Consider the following 15871-nt stretch of genomic DNA (forward strand, 5'->3'; position numbering starts at 1 on the left):
CAAAAGTAAAAATATTTTATTATTTTCCAATAGATAGATTTTTAATAGTCTTAACTTTTATAAAAACTCAATAGATCCTACGGTTAAATCTAAAATAAAAGTATATAATATTAATTAACCATCTTATGTTTATAATATATTGTGAAACAATCAACACGAATACAAATTTTAGAAAGACTAAAAGATCATATTAAAGATCCTACAACCGAATTGGTGTATCAAACACCGTTCGAGCTACTTATTGCCGTTGTACTTTCAGCCCAAGCTACAGATGTTAGTGTTAATAAAGCTACAAAACCGTTATTTGCGATTGCAAACACTGCAGAGCAAATTTTAGCGTTAGGCGTCGATAAATTAAAAGATTATATTCGCACAATAGGTTTATATAATAGTAAAGCTGAAAACATTATTAAAACTTGTCAGATTTTGGTTGATAAATATCAAGGACAAGTCCCCGAAAACTTTGATTCATTAATTGCGCTACCTGGTGTGGGTAGAAAAACAGCCAACGTTGTGTTAAATACAGCTTTCGGCTGGCCAACTATTGCGGTCGATACACATATATTTAGGGTAAGTAATCGAACTGGTTTTGCTCCAGGTAAAACCGTTGAAGCAGTTGAAGAGAAGTTACTAAAAGTGGTACCAAAGGAGTACAAAATAAATTGTCACCATTGGTTAATATTACATGGTAGATATACATGTATTGCTAGAAAACCTCGTTGTGGATCTTGTGTTATTGAAGATTTGTGTGAATTTAAAGAAAAAGTTTATCCAGAGTGAGAATCAATGTCGAATAAATTTATATTAGATCATGAAGACATAGACTTGTTTAAAAATAGTATTGGTAAAACCAAACAGCTCAAACAAGATACTGTGATTCATAAACCTCAAAAACGATCTCAAAAGCTAATAGAAAATCAAAAAATTCAACATGAAAAAGTAAATAATGAATTTTACTTTTCTGATGATTACCAACCTCTATTACAAGAAGATCCGATTCGTTATAGTCGTGAAAACTCAGATCCTAATGAATTGAAAAAATTACGACGTGGATTTTATGCACCTGAATTCTTTTTAGATTTACATGGATTAACTCTGCAAGAAGCGAAAAAAGAAATAGCAGCATTAATCGCCGTTTGTTTAAAAGAAAATGCCAATTGCGCTTGCATCATGTATGGGCACGGTAAAAACATATTAAAAAAACAAACCCCAATGTGGTTAGCCCAGCATCCTAATATCATTTGTTTTCATCAAGCACCGAAAGAATTTGGCGGCAGTGCAGCATTACTTATTTTATTTGATACCATCAATAACTAAAAAATAAATTTTAAATATATAAGGAATAAAAAAATGAAATTATTAAAAAAAATAAAACATGTTTATTTATTTCTAATACTTGCTATCTTTATAACTGCATGTGGCGGACTTGATGCAATTCCTTCAGAAAAAAGTAACTATATTGGCAAATGGCAAGGTGAATATATGGTGATAACTATCACTAAAGACGCCAAAGTTATTTACAATTATAAAAAAGATGGGGTAACTAAAAGCGTTGAAGGGCCGATACAAGAATTTATTGGTGATGATTTTAAAGTAGGGGTTTTAGGTTTAAATTCTTTATTCAAAGTAAGTAAGCCTCCTTATTTTGAGGACGGTCAATGGAAAATGGTCATTGATGATCAATTAGTTATCAAAACATCGTATTTTTAATCACTTTAAAATAAAAAAGCCAGCATAGTTGCGCTAGGCTGGCAAACATTGGAAGCAATGTGAGCAATGTCATACTTTTTCAGAAGTCTTGCGACGCTCTAATCAAGTACATCTTAATGATAATAATTCTCATTATTAAAAGCAAGCGTTTTTTTTGACTTTTTTCAAAAAATAAAAGAAAAATGTAAACCACCAATTTTTTTTAATATGAAATCATTGTGTTAGCTTTAGAATAATAGAGAATAATAGAGAGGAATACAGGGCTATGTCACCCTGTATTTTTGTAATGGTGATTTTTTAGTTGATAATTTGAAATGATAAGTTTAACTTATTTTAGGTTATTACTATTTTTGATAGATAAATTCAACCCCTTCTTCGTCACTGTCATCCCAATCATCAAAATCATCGTCATCAAAAGCCTCATCCATCGCTTGTTGGTGATAATCATCCCACATAAATTCAACTTTTTCTGCTGCCGTTTCTGCTTCTTCTGCTTCACGAGGATGCGCATTCATGTAGTCCATTAGATCCCAACATAAAGCTTTTACCCCTTCATGATTAACTGCTGAAATCACATAATATTTATCATTCCAGTCGAGTGCTTTTGCAATTTCTGCTGCACATTTGGCACTTTCTTCTTCACCCAATACATCCATTTTATTGAAAACTAACAAGCGCGGTTTATTGGCTAATTTTTCACTATATTGGTGAAGTTCTTGAATAATAACTTTAGCATTTTCAATTGGATCTGATTCATCGATTGGAGCAATATCAATTAGATGAACTAAAATCCTACAGCGTTCTAAGTGTTTTAAAAAACGAATACCAAGTCCTGCGCCATCCGATGCGCCTTCAATCAACCCTGGAATATCAGCAACAACAAAACTCTGCTCATTATCCATTCTAACTACCCCTAAACTAGGTACTAAAGTTGTAAATGGATAATCAGCGACTTTCGGTTTTGCTGCTGAAACTGAACGAATAAACGTTGATTTACCTGCATTAGGCAAACCTAACATACCAACATCAGCTAATAGTAAAAGTTCTAGTAGCACATCACGTTTTTCACCCGGTGTACCATCAGTCTTTTGTCTTGGAGCTCGATTCACTGATGATTTAAAACGTGCGTTACCAAGCCCATGAAAACCACCTTTAGCCACAAGGACTTTTTGTTGATGATGAGTTAGATCACCAATAATTTCACCAGTATATTTGTCAGTGATACGAGTCCCAACAGGTACTTTAACGGTAATATCTTTACCTCGCTTGCCGGTACAATCAGAACCTTGTCCATTTTGACCACGTTCAGCGCGATAGTTCTTTTCAAATTGAAAATCCACGAGTGTGTTTAGATTTTCATCGGCAATAAAAAATACATCGCCACCATCTCCACCATCGCCACCATCAGGACCACCTTTAGGTATATATTTTTCACGACGGAAACCAACACAACCATTGCCACCGTCACCAGCTTCCACTCGAATTGAAGCTTCATCTACAAATTTCATTATTTGTCCTCTTTTTTCGGTTAATCAGCCAGCCCTTTCTAGGTTGCCATAAATGATGTCCAACTGTTGCAAACATTGCACCTGCTACAACAGATACCGCGCCAATATAACCTATAATATTTAAATATTGCATTACAAACTTTTCTGGCCATAGTAAAGCAAATAAATCTGAGAAAATCAGTGCAAAAAGTGGTGTCAGTGTTGTTATAGCACTTACTTGCGCAGCTTGCCAACGCTCCATTGCCATAACTAAAGCACCATAAGCAATAATGGTATTTAAACCACAAAAAATAATTGCAAACAATTGACTAAAATCAGCATTAGCAATTTTAGTCGGCGATGCTAGAGGCCATAAAAAGATACTACATATAAGATAAATCAACCAAAGTAGCTGCTCTGCTCTTAATTTTCTTAATAATACTTTTTGCGCTAATGCATAACATGCCCATGATATAGAGGCTAATAAGGCCAGCCACACACCTATACCATATGAAGACATATTGGCAAAGAGATCTGCTAGATTTTCATTAAAAAATAGCGCTAAACCAATTAACAATATAGTAATACCAATAATTTGTGTTGGTCTTAATTTCTCTTTGAAAATAAAAGCACTAGAAATCATAAATATGACAATGCCAGTTTGTCCAACAACTTGAGCTGTAGTTGCAGATAAATACTGAACAGCTGTAGCAAAAAGCGCAAAATTACCTAATAAACCAAATCCGGCAATCATTAATAGAATAAAACGGCGTCGTTTTTTAAACATCATCAAATTAGGAAATTGTTTTTTATAAGCCAACCAAAGCGTTATACCTACTGCTGATATACTTAAGCGTGACCAAGCTAACGTTAATGGATCAATAACAACTAATGCATATTTCATAGCAATTGGCACGAGTCCCCACATCACTGACGTCAACATGGCTAGCGCAAAACCTAATTTAACATTTTGCTGTTTTATCATAATGAATTAATTTATATAAATTTCAAGAAATGAAAAAAGCCCCACAATAACTGTGAGGCTTCTATAACTTATGAACCGCTGGTTTATTAGCTGTTAGCAACTACACTAACATAACGGCGGTTTTTAGGTCCTTTAACTTCAAACTTAACTTGTCCATCAACTAACGCGAATAGGGTATGATCACGACCACAACCTACATTAGTACCTGGGTGGAATTGAGTTCCACGTTGACGAACTAAAATATTACCAGCAAGAACTTCTTGAGAACCATAACGTTTAACACCTAAACGTTTACTCTGGGAATCACGACCATTACGTGATGAACCACCAGCCTTCTTATGTGCCATTGTTCGATACTCCTATTAAGCGATTGCAGTGATCTTCACATCAGTGAACCACTGACGGTGACCTTGTTGTTTACGATAGTGTTTACGACGACGGAATTTAACAATTTTCACTTTCTCGCCACGACCGTGCTCAACAATCTCTGCTTTAACTGTTGCACCTTCAACAAACGGAGCACCAACTTTGATGTCTTCACCATTTGCTACCATTAAAACTTTATCGAAAACAACTTCTGCACCTGTTTCGACTTCAATTTTTTCCAAGCGAACGACTTGTCCTTCGCTAACTCGGTGTTGTTTACCACCACTTTGGAAAACTGCGTACATACTTAACTCCGCAATAAAAAGCAGACGATTCCTGATTTAACATATATGTCTGCATTGATTAATCTTATAGGGCGTGAATTTTACGCAAAATTTATGCTTGTTGCAAGCGCTGTTTAATAAAAGATCGCAAAAAGTCATAAAAAAGATCTTTGATCAACGGTTTTCACGATACAATAGAGCTAAATTATTATTTATTTAAACAATATTTAACACAAAAATATTGAGTATCGATATGCTAAAAAGAAAATTTCGCTACAGTGCATCTATTTTAAATCGTTTAACACTTTTAATGTTTTCTTTAGGTGCCATGGCGTTATTAGCTTTGTTTTTATCAATACAAGTAGCTAATGATACTAAAGGCAGTGCTTATATGATAAACCAATTGGGTTTAATTAGGATGAAAAGCTATCAATTTTTAGCCATGATCCCGATTGAAAAAAAGGACTATGATCGACTTAATATTTTTAATGATATTCCGTCTTCTGAGCAATTAAAATTATTTGAACGTTACCATTTAATTGATGAGCTTAACCAATTACAGTCTCAATGGATAACTGATATTGTCCCCAAAATTAAACAAGCAAACAGTATAGATGAAATAAAAAATGAAATTGATAAGTTTGTAACTCAGACCGATAAATTAGTCCATCAAATTGATCAAAAAACAGAAAATCAAATCCATTATATATCACAATTGCAATTTGTTTTTATCATTCTTATTGTTCTATTTCTTCTTGCGCAAATTTACTATTTACGTCGTTATCTTCTTGCGCCTTGGCGCAAATTAATTAATATGGCTGAATCTATTTCGCAACATAACTTTAGCCAACGATTTAACAGTAAGAAAAGTAAAAAGAACGAATTTGATTTATTGGGGCAAGCCTTCAATGAAATGGCAGAACAAATTGAATTGCAGTACCAATTATTAGAAGAACGTGTCACAGAAAAAACTGCCGAATTACAACAAATCAATAAAATATTGTCGTTTCAGTATCAAGCTATAAAACAACTGCACACATCAGATCCATTATGTGAACGCTTTTTAATTATACTCCGCCAGCTTGAGGAATTAGTGCCATTAACACAGTTTCAAATTCGTTTTTATGAGTCGGATAATATAGAACATTATCAACAAATCAGCTATGCCAACCAACAAAGACTACCTTATTGCCAAAATTCAGAATGTAACGCTTGCCTTATTCCATCAAAATCTTATCAAGAAAATGGATTTCAACGTTATTGGTATCTTCAAGAAAAAGGTGAAAAATTTGGTATTTTATTTGCTCTACAACCATCAACAATGCATCTAAGTGCAGAACAAGAAAATTTAATTACAGCCTTAGTCGAGCAAATGACGACAGCACTAATGCTTGATAGGCAAATAGAACAACAAAAACAATATCTATTAATGAAAGAGCGCTCAGCAATGGCCAGAGAGCTACATGACTCTATAGCACAATCTCTTTCTTGTTTAAAAATTCATCTTAGTTGCTTACAAATGCAACCAGATTTAACCTCACAGACAAGTAGTGATTTGCTAGCTATTATGCGTACAGAAGTTAATATTACATATTCTCAATTAAGAGAATTAATAACTTCTTTTCGTTTACGTCTTAATCAAACCGGTTTTTATGCCAGCTTAATGGAATTGATCGAAGAATTTAATCAAAAATTGAAATTTAAAATACAAGCTGAATATCAACTACCTCTCAATGTCATTAAGAGCAAATATGCATTCCATCTATTGCAATGTGTACGCGAATCTTTAAATAATATTTATAAACATGCTAATGCAACACAAGTTAAAATAAGTTTAACTATTGATGATAACCAGATTATTACTGTCAGCATAAAAGATAATGGTATTGGTTTACAAAATAATGCTAATCAAGATAATCATTATGGATTAATAATTATGCGTGATAGAGTTGGAATATTAAATGGAAATTTAACCATTAATAGTAAGCCTAATCTAGGTACTGAGATTGTAATAACGTTTAAAGCAACTACAATGATCCCATTTAAAATGATAGAAGAATAACAAATGGAACAAGTTAAAAGTTCAATATTACTTATTGATGATCATCCCATGTTAAGAAATGGGGTTAAGCAGCTTATAAAAACAATCAATAATTTTGAGGTTATCGGTGAAACAGGCTCTGGCTTAGAAGGGGTTATGCTTGCAGAAACACTTGATCCGGACATTATATTATTAGATATCAATATGAATGATGTGAATGGATTAGAAATCTTGCGTTATTTACGAGAAAAAAATATTTCTGCACGAATCATTATATTTACTGTATCAGATGCAAAAGAAGATATCATTACTGCTATCAAAACCGGTGCTGATGGCTATTTATTAAAAGATATGGAACCGGAAAACCTTCTGAAAGCATTAATAGATATTTCTGAAGGCAAAATCACCATGGATGAAGCAATTTCACCTATTATTCTTGATTATATGCGTCATGGTGGAGGCACGACTACAAATCAGTCCCATAATATTAATTTACTCACACCAAGAGAACGAGAAATATTTAATTTATTAGTTCAAGGATTATCAAATAAATTAATAGCGAAAGAGTTAGATATTGTCGAAAACACAGTAAAAGTCCATATAAAAAGTATATTTAAAAAATTAAATTTTAAATCAAGAATGGAAATGACTGTATGGTATTTACAAAGTAAAGAATAGCTAGTACTAATTATGCCATTCTTCACTTTATCTAACATTAAAGTTTAGAAAACCAATTTAACTTTTTGCGTAATGCAACTACACGTCCAATAATAATTAAACTAGGACTACAAGCATGTAATGCAAGTTGAGTAAGATCACATAATAATCCCTCTACAACTTTCTGATTGGCTTTTGTACCTTCTTCTACTATAGCCACAGGTATATTACTATCCATACCATGTTTAATTAATTGTGTTTTAATATTTTCTGCTTGTGATAATCCCATATAAAAAACGAGAGTCTGTTTTTCAGCAGCTAAACTTTGCCAATCCAAATGAGTGCCATCTTTCAAATGCCCCGTAATTAAACGAACACTATGAGCATAATCACGATGAGTTAATGGTATTCCACTATAGGCTGAGCATCCTGAAGCAGCTGTAATTCCTGGTACTAACGAAAAAGGAATATTAGCATCAAATAGTGTTTCAAGCTCTTCTCCGCCTCGACCAAAAATGAAGGGGTCACCACCTTTAAGTCTTACTACTCGCAACCCTTTTTGGGCTTGCTCAAGTAATATTTGATTAATTTGTTCTTGTGGCACACAATGAAAACCAGGCCGCTTACCGACAAAAATTCGCTGAGCATCTCGTCGAGCTAAATTCATTATTTCATCGGATACTAATCGATCGTAAACAATAATATCGGCTTGTTGAATTTGTTGAAGAGCTTTTAATGTCAACAACCCTGGGTCACCCGGACCGGCACCAACTAAAACCACTTCACCTCGATAATCAACGGGCTCTTCAAATAATTCATTAGTTAACATTTCAACTTTTTCTGAATCATTATTAGCTATAGCTTGAGCTAACCTATCATGTGTAAATAGCTTTTCCCAGAATCTTCTTCGTTCAGTCATGCTTTGATAAGTTGCTTTTACTTTATTACGCAAATAACCAGCATATTTCGCTAGTTTGCCAATATTTTGCGGTAAAATCGCTTCTAGTTTTTCACGTAATAACCGTGCCAATACAGGAGCATGACCTTCTGAAGATATCGCAACCATTATTGGAGAGCGATCAATAATAGAAGGCATAATAAAACTAGCACCTTTAGGTGAATCAACGATATTACAAAAAATACGTCGCTTTTCTGATTCTATACTGACTTGCTGATTGGTTTGTTGACAATCTGTTGCGGCAATAACTAACCATTTATTATCGAGTAGTTGTGTATCAAATTCACCTTGTATTAAAACCAATTGTTTTTGTTCTTGCCAACAGACAAATTGCTGAGTAAATTCAAGAGCATTGACAGTTAAATTTGCGCCAGCTTCAAGCAATAACCGAGCTTTACGCTCGGCTATTTCCCCACCACCAACTAATAAGCAATCACGGTTTTCTAATTTACAAAATAAAGGTAAATAATCCATAGACTTTAAAAACAACCATTAATATCTTATTGATCTAAAAAATTTACTGTTAATAATCCAATAATTCTTAAAAACAGTAAGCTAAACAATTACAACCTTATTCAATAATGATTAAGGTCGATCTGCTTTAGGTGTTGAAAACCAATATCCTAAGCCCATAAAGAGTGCTCCAGATACTAAATTACCCAACGAAACCCATAACAAGTTATGCCCAATACCACCTAAAGTATAGGCATCAGTATGATTTCCAAACCAAGAAAGAGAAAATAACGTCATATTAGCAACACTATGCTCATACCCACAAGCAATAAATGCCAATAAACACCACCATATAGCAATAAATTTAGCTGAACCTTCAACTCGATTTGCCATCCAAATAGCTAAACAAACTAACCAATTACATAAAATTCCACGAAAAAACAGCGCCATTGCGGGAGTGGATGTTTTTGCTAATGCCGCAGTATGTATAAGGGAAGTATCTGTTGCCAATAATGGGCTTGCAGCCCAATAAAATAAAGCAGCGACAAAAATAGAACCCAGTAAATTGCCTAGCCACGTTTGTGGTAATACCCACCACATTTGAAAGTGTGTAATCTTTTTAGCTTGAACACCAAATGTTAAAAACATGGTATGCCCAGTAAATAACTCCGAGCCCGCTATAACAACTAACGTTAATGCAATTCCAAATGTTGCTCCCATAACTAAAGGTCTAACTGATGCATCAAGCAAATTACCCAGCGTAAAAATTAATATGATACCCAGACCAACATAAGCACCAGCCATAGCAGAACTTAGCCAAAACCCTATAGGATTGGTTTTAGCTAATTTAACAATACGTGCTGCATTAACAGCACATTTATTAATTGTTTCTGTATACATTTATTATTCCTATTTTTATTTATTAGTTAAATTTAACTTTAACAAATCCATCATTATCAATTTTGACCTCATAGTGTGCGATGGAATAACTTGCATCTTCAAAACAATAACCATCTTTTAAACGAAAGCGTTGTTTTTTCAGAGGACTAGCAACCCATAATTCATTTTCATGCTCACAAATAATCCCCCTAGAAAGCACACTAGCATTAGCAAAAGGATCAATATTACTAATCGCATAAAGCTCGTCAGAATGAAAAGGACGAAAAACAGCGACATGCTCTTTACCAACTAAAGCACAAACTCCTGTTTCAGGAAAAATATCTTCAATTTTACAGATAGTTACCCATTGACTCATAATCTACTCTCCTGACATAACTTGACGTTCTTCAAGGGTGGCGGGACGATGTTGTTGTCGCTCAGGTACAAACTGAACATTATCGTCTCGTTTAGGACTATTAATAAAATGAGCAAACCGGATTTGTGCTTCTGGATTATTAACAGTTTCTTTCCATTCACAGACAAAAAGCTTACGAATGCGAGCCATCTCTTTTTCAAGTTCGTCATTGATACCTAATTTGTCATCAATAATGACACTACGCAAATATTCGATCCCCCCCTCAAGGTTTTCAAACCAGACAGAAGTCCGTTGTAATTTATCCGCTGTACGAATATAGAACATAAGGAAACGGTCTAGGTAGCGAATAAGGGTTTCTCGATCTAAATCTGCAGCTAAAAGATCGGCATGACGAGGTTTCATACCACCATTACCACAAACATAAAGATTCCAACCTTTTTCAGTTGCAATAACGCCAATATCCTTACCCTGAGCTTCGGCACATTCACGGGTACAACCTGAAACACCAAGTTTGAATTTATGAGGCGCTCGAATACCTTTATAGCGGTTTTCTAATTTGACACCTAAACTAACACTATCTCCTACCCCAAACCGACACCAAGTGCTACCTACGCAAGTTTTTGCCATACGTAATGCCTTAGCGTAAGCGTGACCACTCTCAAAACCAGCATCAATCAGTTCTTTCCAGATAGCAGGAAGATCATCTTTTTGCGCACCAAACAACGCTATACGTTGTGAACCAGTAATTTTTGAATAGAGATTGTATTTCTTAGCAATCTGACCAATTGCAATCAATCCTTCCGGGGTAATTTCACCACCAGCACTACGAGGAATAATTGAATAAGTACCATTTTTTTGAATATTACCTAAAAAGATATCATTACTATCTTGTAACGGTACAAGATCTGGTTTAAGAATATAATTATTCCAACATGAAGCTAATATAGAGCCAACTGTTGGTTTACAAACTTCACAGCCATAGCCGGTACCATGTTTTTTTATCACTTCATCAAAGGAAGTTAATCCTTCAACACGAATTAAGTGAAAAAGCTCTTGCCGAGAATATTTAAAATGCTCACAAAGTGCATGGCTTACTTCAATACCTTGTTTCGCTAATTCCAAATTAAGGATTTGCGTTACTAGTGGTATACAACCACCACAACCACTACCCGCTTTAGTTTCAGCTTTAATTGCAGCAACAGTATGACAACCAGCATGAATAGCTTGAACAATTTTTGCCTTTGTCACATCAAAACAAGAACATATTTGTGCACTATCAGGTAATGCGTCAGCGCCTAATGCAGGCTTAGCACCTGCATGTGATGGTAAAATTAGAGAATCAGGATGTTCAGGTAAATCCATATCATTAAGCATCAGTTGCAGCAAGTTACTATAATCAGATGTATCACCAACTAAAACAGCACCTAATAGTTTTTTATTATCATTAGATACCACTAACTTTTTATAAACTGGTACACTTTCATCTAAATAAACATAGCTTCTGCTAGCTATTGTTTTAGCCTTTGCATCACCAATACTACCAACGTCGACACCCATTAATTTGAGTTTAGCACTCATATCGGCACCTTCAAATTTAGCGCTTTCACCGATTAAATGTGCTAAGGCAACTTGTGCCATTTTGTAACCAGGTGCAACTAAACCGTAAACTTTACCTTGCCAACAGGCGCATTCACCTATGGCATAAATATCCGGATCTGAAGTTTGACAATAATCGTTAATAACGATACCTCCTCTAGGTCCAATATCTAATTCACACGCTTTAGCTAATTGGTCATTGGGACGGATGCCAGTTGAAAAAACAATAAAATCAATTTCAAGTGATGAACCATCAGAAAATTGCATAACTTTACCTGATGGGGTATGAATAATTTCTTGAGTATTTTTGCTTGTATGAACTCCAACTCCCATCTCTTCGATTTTTCTACGCAGTTGATCACCCCCCATTGCATCAAGTTGCTCTGACATTAAGACTGGAGCAAATTCGACAACATGAGTTTCAACACCTAAGTTTTTCAATGCACCAGCAGCTTCAAGTCCAAGTAAACCTCCACCGACAACTGCACCTATTTTACAATTACTAGCACAATCACGAATCGCATCGAGATCTTCAATGGTACGATAAACAAAACAATTCGCCCCTTCAGCACCTTTAATTGGAGGAACCCATGGATAAGAGCCCGTTGCAATAATCAACTTATCATAAGAAACAATACGCCCAGTTTGTGAATGCACCTCTTTACGTTGGCGATTAATCAAAATAACCCGTTCATTAAGTAAAATATTAATATCATTTTCTTGGTACAAGCCTTCCCGAACTAAAGACAGTGCTTCTGCAGTATGGCCTGAAAAATAGGAAGAAAGATGAACACGATCGTAAGCTACTCTTGGTTCTTGGCAAAAGATGGTAATTTTAAAATTATCAGACTGCATTTTTTCGATAATTTCTTCGACAAAACGATGTCCAACCATCCCATTGCCTATAATAACGAGATTGGTTTTACTCATAAAAAGCTCCAAATTTATTTTTAATTCAATTATTTAATTTTTATCTATACGATATTTTAAGGAACTTTAAATAGAATATAATTACCCTCAAGGATTACCACTTTAGTAGTAGATTAAATAATAAGCTTTAAAACAATAAGTTATCATTTCTGACTAACTAAATATCAATGAAAATTAACAAATTAATGAGATCAACCTCTCAAACTAAAGTAAAAAAACAATTGCCAATTTAGGACAAACCAGTATAATTAGCCGACTAAATAAATTAGGTAAAGCAATTGAATTACAACTCAAGAATACTTCCTTCGCGCGAAACTTTAGCAAAAGCACAAAGTTTTAATGATGAAATTATCGAGGTTTCAGGCGTTGATCTGGTCCTAAGTTTAATTACTACTGCCGATTTAATTCGTTCTAATATTTATGCACAACTTGCAAAAGATTATGATGTTTCTGAAGGAAAATTTGCATTGCTAATGTCATTGTATAGTGAAGGTGAAACCTGCGCTAGCGAGCTAGCATTGAAAGTTGGCGTCACTCCTGCAACTGTCTCAGTAATGGTTAAACGGATGTTAGCTGCGCAAGATCCTTTAATATCGATGACGAAAAGTGGGGAAGATGGTCGTTCTCGACTAATCAGGCTCACCACAACTGGTGTAAATCTTATACAAAAAGCGCTACCTAATCACTTAAAATCGATTCGTGCTTTTGCTCAGGTTTTAAATGCACAAGAGCAGGAATCTTTAATTGCAATGTTACGTAAATTATTACGTAAATAATTGCTTTTAATCACTAAAAATCATGATATTTTAACAATATACTTAGCTGACTAAATAAATGAAAAATAAACTAAACTTAGATTTACCAAAAAACATTAAAATTCCTGCTATATTTTTATTGCTACTTCTAATTGGATCAACATTGATTTGTCTTGGTTCAAGGAACGATGCAGTAACTGTTGCTAAAAGTATCAAATCAGGCGTATTAACTGCTGATGAAATCAATGTTGCATTTCAAAATGTAGGTGGCAAAGTCATTAAACGGTTTGTCCAAGAATCACAATTTGTAAAAAAAGGCGATCCATTAATGCAACTTGAAGATACTGATACGCAGCTATCAATAGATCGCTTACAAGCGTTAGTTGATAGTCAAACAGCCGCAGTTAATCAAGAACAAGCAGCAATCGAAATCACTGAAAATGAAACTAACCTCAATGAATTATCAACGTGGCGGAAAATAGAAGAAGTTAAAGCGAACTTAGAAGCTGCAATATCTTCTCGAGACTTAGCTAATACTGAATTTCAACGTCATACTCAATTAAGAAAAACTGGAGGTACTTCACAATCACAACTTGATGCTGCACGCAATGCCTACATTAATTCAAAAATGCAAGTTGTACAGATTGAAAGTCAATTATCAACATTGATGATTGGTGCATCACCTGAGCAAATCACCCAGTTTGAACAAACTAGAAATGCAACGGGTATGACATTGCAGTCGATTACTATTGCTAGACAAAAACTGCAAAATCGCCAAAATCAACTTGCTCAAATCCGTGCTCAACTCGCACAAGCCGAAGCTGATTTAAAACAACTGAAAGTAAATTATAGCCGCCTTACATTAGTTGCACCAGAAGATGGAAAAGTACTAAAACTAATGTTTGAAGATGGTGAAATGGTGCCTGCTGGCGCACCAGCAGTATTGTTAGAAACAGACCGTAAATATGTTGACATCTATGTTAACGAAAAAATGGTTAATGATTATCAACCTGAAACTAAAGTAAAAGCTAATGTGATTGCCCTAGACAAAACAGTAAAAGGTACTGTCCGTTTTGCAACCGCGGCGCCTTCATTTGCTGATTTACGAATGACTCGGGAACGAGGACAGGCAGATTTAACATCTTATCAAGTCAGAATTTATATAGAACCTATACCGCATTTATTAACTGGTATGACAATTGAGGTTGATCAATGATGCAAAACATCATTAAATCTATGCTTGAAGAGCTTGATGCTATGTTATCAGGCCACTTCATTCCTTATTATAAAGTGTGCTTAGGTTTAGCTGCTATCGTATCACTTGTTTTTTCAATTGTGCTAAGCCATGGTTCAGTTTTTGAAGGAAAAATTGCTGTTATTGATCTTGATGGTTCCAATTACTCAACTGAATTAATCAGTAAAGTAAATACTTCACCATTTATTGAAATAACAGAAGTAATTCGCTCACCAATAAATCCAATTACATTAGTATCACACGACCGTAATTTAGGAGTGTTATATATTCCTAAAGGACTTGAAAAGTCTCTAAAAAAAGGGGATCAAACCGTTAAGTTAGGTTATTTTGCTGATGATTCAAATGACGCACAAAATGCCAAGGTAATGCAAAGTCTTAATGAAATCATCCCTGAATCAGGTGCTGAATTGAGCGTTGGCAAAGTTGCAGCATTAGGACTTGGAAGAGAAGCAACTGAAGCAACCTTATCACCAATGCAATTAAAAACTAGGACCATGTTTAATCCGTCTAGTTCATCAACAATATCCACTATAATCTATTTCGTTTACTTCTTCTCGTCATTAACGTATGGATTAACATCATTAATGATAATTGGCCGATTAAAAACAATGGGGATGTGGAATACCGTAATAGAACGTGGTTTTATACCACTATTAGCGAGAACCGTGCCTTATGCCCTATTTTATACCACTGCTTTAACTTTAATTACTGCAATACTGGTTTTATTTGGACAATTACGTTTTGATGGTAATTACTTTGTTTTTGTACCTAGTGTATTTATGACTGGACTCGCTTTTGGCTGGTTAGGCTTCTTATTATCTTGGAATACCAATCATCCAGGTGAAGGTGCTAGCAGAATGATTTTCCTTGTTCCACCAGGATTCATTATGGGTGGCTCAACCATGGCGGTAGGCATTATGCCAATCTGGGCATTTTATGTCAGCCACGCATTTCCATTAGTTTGGCTCTTCCGCTTTTTCCGCGATATAGGTATACGAGGACGCTCATTTGTCGATATGTTATCAACATATGGGATATTTATTATTTATTTAACCGTTATTGCTTTTATCGTGATGATGTTTGTTAATCGCTTGAAAAAACCAGACAATCAAACGCAAATTAATTAATTTATTCATACA

At 34.7% G+C, this 15871-nt stretch carries 16 protein-coding genes; 8 read left to right on the top strand and 8 right to left on the bottom strand.

What is annotated here, in order from left to right:
- Nucleotides 1-141 precede the first annotated feature (141 nt).
- From nth to J3U16_RS03680, 3 genes are read left to right on the top strand one after another with little or no spacing between them, the layout of a single operon-like run.
- Nucleotides 142-780, top strand: a complete 639-nt coding sequence (gene nth, locus J3U16_RS03670) for an endonuclease III (protein ID WP_065562913.1) — start codon at nucleotides 142-144, stop codon at nucleotides 778-780.
- Between the two features lie 6 nt (nucleotides 781-786).
- A complete protein-coding gene (gene smrB, locus J3U16_RS03675; protein ID WP_065562914.1) occupies nucleotides 787-1317 on the top strand; it encodes an endonuclease SmrB in 531 nt (176 codons plus the stop codon).
- Nucleotides 1318-1350: 33 nt separating this feature from the next.
- Nucleotides 1351-1710, top strand: coding sequence for a hypothetical protein (locus tag J3U16_RS03680; protein ID WP_065562915.1), 360 nt, complete (start codon nucleotides 1351-1353; stop codon nucleotides 1708-1710).
- A gap of 344 nt (nucleotides 1711-2054) precedes the next feature.
- Here the strand turns inward: J3U16_RS03680 and cgtA are convergent, their stop codons facing one another.
- The 4 genes from cgtA to rplU all read right to left on the bottom strand — a co-directional run bounded on the left by cgtA (nucleotide 2055) and on the right by rplU (nucleotide 4853).
- Nucleotides 2055-3218, bottom strand: coding sequence for an Obg family GTPase CgtA (gene cgtA, locus J3U16_RS03685; RefSeq protein WP_065734956.1), 1164 nt, complete (start codon nucleotides 3216-3218; stop codon nucleotides 2055-2057).
- Nucleotides 3202-4182 carry a DMT family transporter gene (locus J3U16_RS03690; protein WP_065562917.1) on the bottom strand — a complete coding sequence of 327 codons (981 nt, stop codon included), beginning with the start codon at nucleotides 4180-4182 and terminating at the stop codon, nucleotides 3202-3204. Before J3U16_RS03690 ends, cgtA begins: the two co-directional genes overlap by 17 nt.
- A gap of 86 nt (nucleotides 4183-4268) precedes the next feature.
- On the bottom strand, nucleotides 4269-4529 hold the full coding sequence (rpmA, locus tag J3U16_RS03695; protein ID WP_034883716.1) for a 50S ribosomal protein L27: 261 nt from the start codon (nucleotides 4527-4529) through the stop codon (nucleotides 4269-4271).
- Between the two features lie 15 nt (nucleotides 4530-4544).
- Complete coding sequence (gene rplU / locus J3U16_RS03700) at nucleotides 4545-4853, bottom strand: 50S ribosomal protein L21 (protein ID WP_065562918.1); 309 nt, start codon at nucleotides 4851-4853, stop codon at nucleotides 4545-4547.
- Nucleotides 4854-5085: 232 nt separating this feature from the next.
- Here rplU and narX point away from each other — a divergent pair, with 232 nt between their 5' ends.
- Together narX and narL are read left to right on the top strand one after the other, a co-directional pair.
- Nucleotides 5086-6894 (top strand): nitrate/nitrite two-component system sensor histidine kinase NarX, encoded by a 1809-nt coding sequence (gene narX, locus J3U16_RS03705; RefSeq protein WP_267330561.1) that lies wholly within the window; start codon nucleotides 5086-5088, stop codon nucleotides 6892-6894.
- Nucleotides 6895-6897: 3 nt separating this feature from the next.
- Entirely contained in the window at nucleotides 6898-7551 is a 654-nt protein-coding gene (gene narL, locus J3U16_RS03710; protein ID WP_220225295.1) for a two-component system response regulator NarL, read from the top strand.
- 37 nt (nucleotides 7552-7588) lie between these two features.
- Here the strand turns inward: narL and cysG are convergent, their stop codons facing one another.
- From cysG to nirB, 4 genes are all read right to left on the bottom strand, one after another.
- Complete coding sequence (gene cysG, locus J3U16_RS03715; RefSeq protein ID WP_065562921.1) at nucleotides 7589-8962, bottom strand: siroheme synthase CysG; 1374 nt, start codon at nucleotides 8960-8962, stop codon at nucleotides 7589-7591.
- A gap of 111 nt (nucleotides 8963-9073) precedes the next feature.
- Entirely contained in the window at nucleotides 9074-9841 is a 768-nt protein-coding gene (nirC, locus tag J3U16_RS03720; protein ID WP_065562922.1) for a nitrite transporter NirC, read from the bottom strand.
- A 22-nt stretch (nucleotides 9842-9863) separates the two neighbouring features.
- Nucleotides 9864-10196: a nitrite reductase small subunit NirD gene (gene nirD / locus J3U16_RS03725; protein ID WP_065562923.1), complete on the bottom strand. Its 333-nt coding sequence runs from the start codon at nucleotides 10194-10196 to the stop codon at nucleotides 9864-9866.
- A 3-nt stretch (nucleotides 10197-10199) separates the two neighbouring features.
- The gene (gene nirB, locus J3U16_RS03730) at nucleotides 10200-12722 is read right to left on the bottom strand and encodes a nitrite reductase large subunit NirB (protein ID WP_267330560.1); all 2523 of its coding nucleotides are present in this window, start codon (nucleotides 12720-12722) and stop codon (nucleotides 10200-10202) included.
- Nucleotides 12723-13000: 278 nt separating this feature from the next.
- Here nirB and J3U16_RS03735 point away from each other — a divergent pair, with 278 nt between their 5' ends.
- The 3 genes from J3U16_RS03735 to J3U16_RS03745 are packed head-to-tail and all read left to right on the top strand — an operon-like array spanning nucleotide 13001 to nucleotide 15859.
- On the top strand, nucleotides 13001-13498 hold the full coding sequence (locus tag J3U16_RS03735) for a MarR family winged helix-turn-helix transcriptional regulator (protein ID WP_065562925.1): 498 nt from the start codon (nucleotides 13001-13003) through the stop codon (nucleotides 13496-13498).
- 58 nt (nucleotides 13499-13556) lie between these two features.
- Nucleotides 13557-14693 (top strand): HlyD family secretion protein, encoded by a 1137-nt coding sequence (locus J3U16_RS03740; RefSeq protein WP_267330559.1) that lies wholly within the window; start codon nucleotides 13557-13559, stop codon nucleotides 14691-14693.
- The gene (locus tag J3U16_RS03745) at nucleotides 14690-15859 is read left to right on the top strand and encodes an ABC transporter permease (protein WP_267330558.1); all 1170 of its coding nucleotides are present in this window, start codon (nucleotides 14690-14692) and stop codon (nucleotides 15857-15859) included. Before J3U16_RS03740 ends, J3U16_RS03745 begins: the two co-directional genes overlap by 4 nt.
- The last annotated feature ends 12 nt before the right edge of the window (nucleotides 15860-15871 follow it).

The organism is Gilliamella sp. B3023 (assembly GCF_026536845.1).
Classification (GTDB): domain Bacteria; phylum Pseudomonadota; class Gammaproteobacteria; order Enterobacterales; family Orbaceae; genus Gilliamella; species Gilliamella apicola_E.

Excerpts from the sequence above, each read along its gene's own strand:
- smrB (WP_065562914.1), top strand. The coding sequence starts at position 787 with ATGTCGAATAAATTTATATTAGATCATGAAGACATAGACTTGTTTAAA.
- J3U16_RS03680 (WP_065562915.1), top strand. The coding sequence starts at position 1,351 with ATGAAATTATTAAAAAAAATAAAACATGTTTATTTATTTCTAATACTT.
- cgtA (WP_065734956.1), bottom strand. The coding sequence starts at position 3,218 with ATGAAATTTGTAGATGAAGCTTCAATTCGAGTGGAAGCTGGTGACGGT.
- J3U16_RS03690 (WP_065562917.1), bottom strand. The coding sequence starts at position 4,182 with ATGATAAAACAGCAAAATGTTAAATTAGGTTTTGCGCTAGCCATGTTG.
- rpmA (WP_034883716.1), bottom strand. The coding sequence starts at position 4,529 with ATGGCACATAAGAAGGCTGGTGGTTCATCACGTAATGGTCGTGATTCC.
- rplU (WP_065562918.1), bottom strand. The coding sequence starts at position 4,853 with ATGTACGCAGTTTTCCAAAGTGGTGGTAAACAACACCGAGTTAGCGAA.
- narX (WP_267330561.1), top strand. The coding sequence starts at position 5,086 with ATGCTAAAAAGAAAATTTCGCTACAGTGCATCTATTTTAAATCGTTTA.
- narL (WP_220225295.1), top strand. The coding sequence starts at position 6,898 with ATGGAACAAGTTAAAAGTTCAATATTACTTATTGATGATCATCCCATG.
- cysG (WP_065562921.1), bottom strand. The coding sequence starts at position 8,962 with ATGGATTATTTACCTTTATTTTGTAAATTAGAAAACCGTGATTGCTTA.
- nirC (WP_065562922.1), bottom strand. The coding sequence starts at position 9,841 with ATGTATACAGAAACAATTAATAAATGTGCTGTTAATGCAGCACGTATT.
- nirD (WP_065562923.1), bottom strand. The coding sequence starts at position 10,196 with ATGAGTCAATGGGTAACTATCTGTAAAATTGAAGATATTTTTCCTGAA.
- nirB (WP_267330560.1), bottom strand. The coding sequence starts at position 12,722 with ATGAGTAAAACCAATCTCGTTATTATAGGCAATGGGATGGTTGGACAT.
- J3U16_RS03740 (WP_267330559.1), top strand. The coding sequence starts at position 13,557 with ATGAAAAATAAACTAAACTTAGATTTACCAAAAAACATTAAAATTCCT.
- J3U16_RS03745 (WP_267330558.1), top strand. The coding sequence starts at position 14,690 with ATGATGCAAAACATCATTAAATCTATGCTTGAAGAGCTTGATGCTATG.